The organism is Frankia sp. CeTa3Moorea (assembly GCF_978021225.1).
Map to the genome: position 1 here is coordinate 1 of NZ_CDXDOR010000057.1, position 8,342 is coordinate 8,342.

Sequence of the window (8,342 nt, forward strand, 5' to 3'; positions counted from 1 at the left end):
TACCCCCACACCCACACCCACGCCCACACCCACGCCTACGCCTACGCCTACGCCATCCACATCCTCCGCGGGCCGGGAGACGGCGATGGCCTGCTCGTCGCTGATCGACCCCTCAAGGACGAGGCGGACGCGGCCGCGGCGCAGGTGGTCGAGGACGATCGCGGCCAACCGCGCCGCCTGCTCGGCGGCGCCCAGCTCACCCTGGTTGTGCCGCAGACAGGCGATCTTGGCGTGGACGGCCGCCTGGTAGGCAATGTAGTGATGGTCCAGCGACACCGGATGCGTCTCGGCGGAGAACTCCCGGTACCAGGCCAGGAACCGGCGCGCCTCGTCCGGCGCGCCGAGCCGCTCCAGGTCCATCGCGAGGCACGCGGCGTCGGCCAGCACGTCACCGATCCGGCCCTGCCGGTCGGACGCCAGGCAGTCGATCACCCGTACGCCGTCGGACAGGCAGAAGACGTGGTCGGCGATGAGATCGCCGTGACCGTCCCGGATCCGGCCGGCCCGCCGCCGCTCAGCCAGCAGCGGAGCCCGCCCGGCGAGGTAGCGCAGCGCGAGTCGCTCGATCTCGTCGACGACATCGGCGGCCAGGACCTCGCCGCGAAACGGCGCGACGGCGCGCAGCAGGTCCAGCCAGCGAGCCTGCATAGCCGCCAGGCTGCCCGCCGCACCGATCCGGGCCGAGGTCTCGCAGCTCTCGTGGAACGCCGCGAGTCGGCGCGCGAGGTCACGCAGCTGTGGATCGACCCACCCGCCCCGCTCGACCAGCGTCGTCAGTCGGCGCGCGACGGGCAGCCGACTCATGACGACCATGTGATCGCGCAGGAGGTCGGCCTCGTCGCGGACGTCCGCGACGGCGAGGTACACGTCCGGCGGCGGTGTCGTCAACGGTGCCCTGCCGGGACGGGCCAGCCGATCCGCCGGATGTCACGCCCGGATGGCCGTTCGGCCCTCATCGAGTGGGCCGAACGGCCGTGCCGAGTATGCGGGCGGCGACGATCGCGACCCGCTGCCGGCCCCGGGCCGGCAGACCCGCCGGGGGTCAGGCCTCGCGGAGGGACTCCAGGAAGAGCAGGGTCCGCGCGGCGACGCTGCGACGCCCCGGACCCGTCAGCACATCGTGGCCGCCCGGGACGACCACGAGCTCCGCCCGGGACGCGGTGCGCGTCGTCATCCGGATCAGGGGTAGCGGGCTGACCTCGTCCTGCGCACCGTGGATGAGCAGGATCGGGAGGTCGGGCAGGGCACGCGGCAACGGTTCCTCGATGGCCACCCCCGCGACGGGAACCTGCAGGAGCGGCAGGCCGACCAGGATCACACCGTCGGGGCGTACCGCAGGGGAGGCGGCCATCGCCAGCGCCGCGAGGGCCCCCGTGTCGGAACCGAGGAGGACGAACGGGACGCCCGGCACCCGGTTCTCGGCCACCGCGGGCACCCGGCGGCCACCGTCGGGAACGACGGTCACCAGGTAGCCGTCCAGCGCGAGCCGACCGGCGAGAAGGTGGAACGGGCCGGCCTGCTCACCGCGCCCGAGCAGCACCGCGACCACCGCGCGCACATATTCCCCGGGTGCCCCGCCGGAGGCGGGAGAGGCCGCCGGGAGCCGACGCGTCGACGGAACCGGGATCGCGGCCGGGACGGCAGTGGAGGCCGGAGAGACGATCGACGCCGGAGAGACGGTGGGTGCGGTGGGTGTCGCGGCCGGCCTGCCTGCGGTTGGCGCGACGGAGCTGCCCCGCTGCGGACCGACGATGGTGCGGGCGCGGGACTGCCTGCCCGCCGCGGACGAGGTGGGCGAGGCCATCCGTAGATCATCGACGGACAACTGAGTGGTCGGCGACGGCATCGGCGCCAGATCTCCTTCGGACGGAACGGATCGTCGCGGCAGGCGGGCCGGACGTGCCGCGGGCGCGGCGTCGAGGCGACATCAATCGTTGATCTCGCCTCGGAGACTCGGAGAGGGTTTGAAGACTCGGAGAGGGTTTGAAGAGTGGGAGAGGGAAGGTGTCCGGCCCGCCGATGATCGGTCCGATGGCCCGGCGACCGGAGTAACACGCGGCTGCCGCCCGCCACGAGGCGAGGACAACGGCGGCCTGGACCTCGCGGCGGCCGTGCTCGCGAGTCGTACGGGGTGACCAGCAGCGGCGACGGGTGGTTCTTCGACGGCGGTACCGCTGCGGTCGGTCTCGGGAGCCGGCCCCGGGAAACGACCACCTGCCGCACGTCGCCTGCCGGCGAACGTCAGGAGCCCACCGGGAGGCGGAGGATGCCGGACCGCTGGCCGCCCGCGGCCGGGACGGATCGCTCGGCTCGGGGCCGCCAGCAGATCAGCGACAACGTCGCCAGGACGACGGCGACGGGAGGATCTCGGACTGGCGTCGATCGGGCCGGAGCACGTCCACGAACATGCCTACTACCCTGCGTAGCGGGAAGGGAAGCCGTCAAGCCGTTCACGGTGTGTCGTATATCACTCCACGACACGCCGACCCGACGCTGACGTGACGTCGACCGAAAGGTGTCCGGTCGGCCAGACCGGCGGCAAGGCCAGCCGGGAAGCCGGCCGCAAAGCCGGTGACCGGACCTCGTGGACCCCGCCCCGAAACACCGGAAAATGACGACAAGGGCACCGCCGGAGGCGCTGCCCTTGTCATGATCCGTGCACATTGTTCGTGCACGTTTAATGATCAACTATTTCGGTTCTCCGGGCACGGTCCTGTGCGTCGGGGAACCAACCCGCACCACGGTCAGGCCGCCGCCGCGCCCTTGGCCTTCACGAAACGGGCAGCCACGTCGGCCCAGTTGACGACGTTCCACAGGGCCGCCACGTAGTCGACCTTGACGTTCTTGTACTGGAGGTACCAGGCATGCTCCCAGGCGTCGAACACGAGCAGCGGGGTGTTGCCCACGCCGACGTTGCTCTGGTGGTCGTACACCTGCTCGATGAGCAGACGCTGCGCGGTGGCGTCGTAAGCCAGGACACCCCACCCGGAGCCCTGCACCGTGGTGGTCACCGCGTTCAGTTGCGCCTTGAAGGCGTCGAAGGAACCGAAGTCGGCGGCGATGGCCTCACCGAGCGCACCGTCCGGCTTGTCCCCGCCGTCCGGCGAGAGGTTCTCCCAGTAGATCGAGTGGAGAATATGCCCGGAAAGGTTGAAGGCGAGCGTCTTCTCCAGGCCCACGATGGCACCGAAGTCGCCCTTGTCGCGCGCTTCGGCGATCTTCTCAAGAGTGTCATTGGCACCCTTGACGTAGGTCGCGTGGTGCTTGTCGTGGTGCAGTTCGACTATCTGCCCGATAATGGACGGTTCCAGAGCACCGTAGTCGTAGTTCAGGTCCGGCAGCGTGTACGTCGCCACTAGCGCACGATCCTTTCCATTCATAAGGAATTCATCCGAGGAGTCCCGTGCGGAGCTCTCGGAGGTCAGATGGGCGGTGCGGTGGAGCCGGCGGCCACCCGGAGCGGAGGGGGCGGACAGGACCCGGCAATGCTCATCGGCCCTCCCCCTCCTCTCCCGCGGCACCGCCTCGACGGCACCCTGTGGACGGTCGGCTTCGCTGCTGCAATCCTCCGCGTGATCCCCCCGACTGGACACTATCGCCAGTCGGATGGGGCTTGCATGGCGAGACCCGACACCATGACACTCAAAGGATCGACCCGCTCGCACCGCTAACAACAGTGCGTAACGGCAAGGAAACGAAAACGGGATTACTCCGCCATTCCTCGCCACCGCCCATTACCTTCCGCTACTCCTCATGGATCTGTTGGGCGAGGTAATGGGCCGCACCAAGCTGGGAGATCAACTCCAGCTGGGCGTCGAGCCAGTCGATGTGCTCCTCCTCGGAGACGAGGATCCGCTCGAGGAGCACGGCCGATCCGACGTCGCCCCGCTCCCGGCAGAGTGCGACCCCCCGGCGCAGCAGGTCAACCGCCTCGAACTCCCCGGACCGGTCCACCTCGAGCTGCTCGGGCACCGTCTCCCCGATACGCAGCGTGTGCAGACGCTGCAGGTTCGGCAGACCGCCGAGATACAGCACCCGCTCGATGAGCTGATCCGCGTGCTTCATCTCGTCGATCGACTCGTGATAATAGTGCTCGGCGATCCGCCGATATCCCCAGTTACGTTGCATACGACTGTGCAGAAAGTACTGGTTGATGGTCGTGAGCTCGTTCGTCAGCACACTGTTCAGAATTTCGATGATTTCCACGTCACCACGCGTCACCATATGACCTCCACCTCCTGTCGGACATCGCCGGCCGGATGCCGTTCGTCATCATACCGAGGGAGTGCCCCGTCCCGCACCGCTTGATCGACCCGCCGTGGCGCCTCAACCAGCGGCGATGGCCTCCGACGGTCCGCGCGAGCCGACAGGCGGAACCTCCAGCGGACAGCACATCACACGGATACGGATTTCGCAGCGAACCTGAACCCGCGCCCCTCACATCCGCATGAACGTAAATGCAGGTAAGGTTTACTGTAAGGTAGAAATCCCGCACGGAGGAAGCGTGCGGGCAGCGTGCGACGGACCCTCATAATCATGGCGTCATTTCCCCGCGACGACTTCGTGCCGACCCGGCGAGCCCCTGCCGGCACGCTTCCGGCAGTCGGTTCAGTGCCGGCGGTGGCGGGTCAGTGGCGGCGGTGGCGGTCAGTGGCGGTCCCGGCGGCGGCGTCTCACCACATGGACGACGACGAATCCCCCCCGGCCGGAGTACTCGATCTGCGCGAGCTCCCCCGAGCTACGCCCCATGAGGTTGCCTATCTTGAACGAGGAGACCACCCGGGTACGCATGCCCGCCGTCCAGGCGACCGCGGCATCCCGGTCGACGCAGACCGGCTCGTCCGTCGACAACACCAGGGGAGCGCCCAGGCACAGCACGGCGACGCCGCCGCTGCCGGAAACCTCGGTGTTGAAGATCCCACCGGCGATCATGGCGCCGATGCGACCGGACGTCGTGGTGATCTTGTAGCGGATGCCGGACTCCAGCGCGAGCAGGCTGCGGCCGTTGACCGTCAGGCTGTCGTTGTCGAACGTGAAGACCGAGATGTGGCTTCCGGACTCAGCGAACCAGACGGTTCCGTGGCCGGCGACCCTCATCAGGTCCTGGCCCTCACCGGTAACCGCCCGCCGCAGGAATCCACCGACTCCCTGGCCCTTGTAGGCGAAGTCGACGCGGCCGCGATAGGCCACCATGGCTCCCTTTTTGGCGTACATCTCGCCGCCGTCGAGGCGTACCCGGCAGCATGCGATCGCCCTCTTCCAAGGCGAACGGGGGCCCGCGGCGGGGCCCCCGCGAAGGTCGCGAGTGGCTGGCTCATGGCCTCCATTCAACGCCCATCCACACCCGTTCGGGCCACACCGGTGGGAATACCGACGGGAGTATGGCGGGTAGACCGGCACCCGCCCGTCAGAGCAACATCAGCAGCATCGCGCCGGCCATGACCAGTCGGGACGTGGCCGATATCACCGGCGGCGTGTGGGTCACCCAGCCCGGCCTGACCCTGCGGACCAGCGGGCCACCGATAGCAGCCAGCACCGCCACAGCGAAGATCACCGCGAACCAGTCGGTCAGATTCGTCAGACCGGTCGAATCACCGACCGGCCACCTGTCCGCTCGGGCCATGCACGCCATCGCCAACCCCTCGATGACGAGCATCGAGCAGCAGGACCACCGCGACGGCTCGCAGGTCGGGTCCGTCAGGACAAGGAGGAAGAAGACGCCGGCCAGCGCCAGATAAGCGACGGCGAACACCACCGACGACGTCATCCAGCGTGGGCCGACGAACATGACGGCCATTCCCGCGGCCACCACCGTGTGCCCAATCTCGGCCGGTGGGTACACGGCCCTCCGCCGGGCTCGCACAAGCGCGCCGGCGAAACGTCCGGCGTGGAACATCGCCAGCAACGCGCAGGCGACCGCGGCAACGACGGCCACCGCCTGTGGTGGGGCCAGTGCGTGCGCCACTGCCGGGTGGTGGTGTGTCACCGATCCGCGGGTTCCCGTCCAGGCTCCCGTCCAGTTACGGTACGTCGCACGTCAGCTCACGCCCAGGGCGAGTTCGGCGTCGACCAGTGCGGTGATGCTGCCGGCACGGGCCTCGTCGACGATGGCCTGGAGCTGTTCGACACTCATCTGGATCCGCTGGCCGAAGTCATCGGTCAGCACGATGCGCCGCTCCGCCGGAGCCTCGTGGTCGACGAAGAGCTCCGGGCAACCACAGTTGCATTTTCCGCAAAAGGTCAAAATGTGACGTTCGCGAGTAGATCCGGACATGCCGTCTCCCGGGGTAGCGGACCAATCAGGAATATCAGTCTAAGATCCTCTCAGGGAAACGTCTGCGCGTTTACCGGATTCCGGGGGAACGGACACGGGGCGCGGTCAGGGGGCCCGCAGTCAGGGGGCCCGCAGTCAGGGCGCCCGCAGTCAGGGCGCCCGCAGTCAGGGCGCCCGGTCAGGGGCCGGGGGACCCCCGGCGGAGTCGTCCGGCAGCCCACCCACGACACCACCGGACGCGCCACCACCACCCACGACACCACCGGACGCACGGTCGCCGGTCACGCCAAAGGCCCCGGGCCCCATGTAGGGATACACGTGGTCGGCAGGCGGAGCGAGATTCTCCTTGATCACCCGTGGGCTAACCCAGCGCAGCAGGTTCTGCGCGGAACCGGCCTTGTCGTTGGTGCCGGAACGGCGAGCTCCGCCGAACGGCTGCCGGCCGACCACGGCCCCGGTCGGCTTGTCATTGATGTAGAAGTTGCCAGCCGCGAAGCGCAGCACGTGTTCGGCGCGGGCGATCGCCGAGCGGTCGGTCGCGACGACGGCACCGGTGAGCGCGTAGGACGAGGTCCGGTCGATCAGTGTCAGCACGTCGTCCCAGGCCCCCGGCCGGTTGTCGTCGTAGACGTGAACCGACAGGATCGGGCCGAACAGCTCGCGGGTGAACCACTCCCGCCCGGGATCGGTGCCGAGCAGCACCGTCGGCCGGACGAACCAGCCGACAGCGTCGTCGCACTGTGCCCCGGCGAGAACGGTGACGGTCGAATCGCTGGCAGCACGGGTGCACGCGGCGGCCAGGCGATCGTAGGCGCGCGCATCGATGACCGCACCGGTGAAATGGTCGAAGTCGCTGACGTCCCCCACCGACAGTGCCTCGGTCGCGGCGGCGAGTTCGGCGTCCAGGCGCCGCCACAGGCTTGCGGGCAGGTACGCTCGGGAGGCCGCCGAGCATTTCTGACCGCTGTACTCGAAGGACCCCCGCAGCAGCGCGGTACGCAGCACGTCGACGTCGGCCGAGGAATGCGCCACCACGAAGTCCTTGCCACCGGTCTCCCCGACGATCCGCGGATAGGAACGGTAGCCGTCCAGGTTCTCGCCGACCGCCCGCCACAGCCGGGCGAAGACGGCGGGAGAACCGGTGAAATGAACGCCGGCCAGATCCGGGTCGGAGAACACCACGTCGCTGACCGGTTCACCCGAACCGCCGACGAGGTTGATGACGCCGGGAGGCAACCCCGCCGATTCCAGCAGCCGCATCAGGAAATGCGCGGCAAACGCCTGCGTGGGAGCCGGCTTCCAGACGACGGTGTTCCCCATCAACGCCGGCGCGGTCGCCAGGTTCCCGGCGATGGCGGTGAAGTTGAACGGGCTGACCGCGTAGACGAATCCCTCCAGCGGACGCAGATCCAGCCGGTTCCATTCCCCGGCCCCGCTGGCCGGCACGTCGGCCAGCAACTCGGCGGCGAACATCACGTTGAACCGCCAGAAGTCGATCAGTTCGCAGGCGGCGTCGATCTCCGCCTGTTGGCAGGTCTTCGACTGGCCCAGCATGGTGGCCGCGTTCAACGTGTCCCGCCACGGGCCGGAGAGGGCCTCCGCGGCGCGCAGGAGCACCGCGGCCCGTCCCGCGAAACCCAGATCCCGCCAGCCGGGGGCGGCCTTCTTCGCCGCGGCGACCGCCTCGGCCGCGTCCGCGTGGGTGCTCTCTCGCAGCGTTCCGAGCACCCGCCGGTATGCATGAGGCTGCACGACGTCGCGGGCCGGGCCGCCGCCGAGATGCTGGTGTCCCCCGATCGTGTTGGTCAGCTCGATATGCTCACCGCCCAGCCGGAGCAGGGCCCGCCGCAGACTGGCACGTTCCGGGCTACCCGGGGCGTAGGAACGGACCGGTTCGTTACGCGCAACCGGAACCGTCACCGGTCCGGTCGCCACGCGCTCTGCTTCGTCCCGCCGCACGCTCCGTCCCCCGTCCAGCCTGCCCGCGTCTCAGCCGGCCCGCATCCCAAACCCGCCCATAATCCCAGGCCCGCCCATAATCCCAGGCCCGCCGTATCCCAGGCCCGCC

The 8,342-nt window shown here is 69.0% G+C and carries 8 protein-coding genes; all 8 read right to left on the minus strand.

All coding sequences use genetic code 11. From position 1 onward, the window contains the following. The coding region (locus tag AC08OV_RS12215) for an aminoglycoside phosphotransferase family protein (RefSeq protein WP_476619682.1) at nucleotides 1–888 on the minus strand (888 nt) is incomplete at its 3' end. 154 nt (nucleotides 889–1,042) lie between these two features. After that, nucleotides 1,043–1,804 carry an alpha/beta hydrolase gene (locus AC08OV_RS12220; protein WP_476619683.1) on the minus strand — a complete coding sequence of 254 codons (762 nt, stop codon included), beginning with the start codon at nucleotides 1,802–1,804 and terminating at the stop codon, nucleotides 1,043–1,045. A gap of 940 nt (nucleotides 1,805–2,744) precedes the next feature. Continuing rightward, on the minus strand, nucleotides 2,745–3,356 hold the full coding sequence (locus AC08OV_RS12225; RefSeq protein WP_462187230.1) for a superoxide dismutase: 612 nt from the start codon (nucleotides 3,354–3,356) through the stop codon (nucleotides 2,745–2,747). Nucleotides 3,357–3,744: 388 nt separating this feature from the next. Then, nucleotides 3,745–4,224 (minus strand): bacterioferritin, encoded by a 480-nt coding sequence (gene bfr / locus AC08OV_RS12230; RefSeq protein WP_476615370.1) that lies wholly within the window; start codon nucleotides 4,222–4,224, stop codon nucleotides 3,745–3,747. 423 nt (nucleotides 4,225–4,647) lie between these two features. Next, nucleotides 4,648–5,193 carry an AIM24 family protein gene (locus tag AC08OV_RS12235; RefSeq protein WP_476619684.1) on the minus strand — a complete coding sequence of 182 codons (546 nt, stop codon included), beginning with the start codon at nucleotides 5,191–5,193 and terminating at the stop codon, nucleotides 4,648–4,650. Between the two features lie 214 nt (nucleotides 5,194–5,407). Next, entirely contained in the window at nucleotides 5,408–5,965 is a 558-nt protein-coding gene (locus tag AC08OV_RS12240) for a DUF5134 domain-containing protein (RefSeq protein ID WP_476619685.1), read from the minus strand. 72 nt (nucleotides 5,966–6,037) lie between these two features. Beyond that, nucleotides 6,038–6,166, minus strand: coding sequence for a hypothetical protein (locus AC08OV_RS12245; RefSeq protein WP_476595642.1), 129 nt, complete (start codon nucleotides 6,164–6,166; stop codon nucleotides 6,038–6,040). 273 nt (nucleotides 6,167–6,439) lie between these two features. Continuing rightward, nucleotides 6,440–8,209, minus strand: coding sequence for an L-glutamate gamma-semialdehyde dehydrogenase (pruA, locus tag AC08OV_RS12250; RefSeq protein WP_476615926.1), 1,770 nt, complete (start codon nucleotides 8,207–8,209; stop codon nucleotides 6,440–6,442). Nucleotides 8,210–8,342 lie beyond the last annotated feature (133 nt).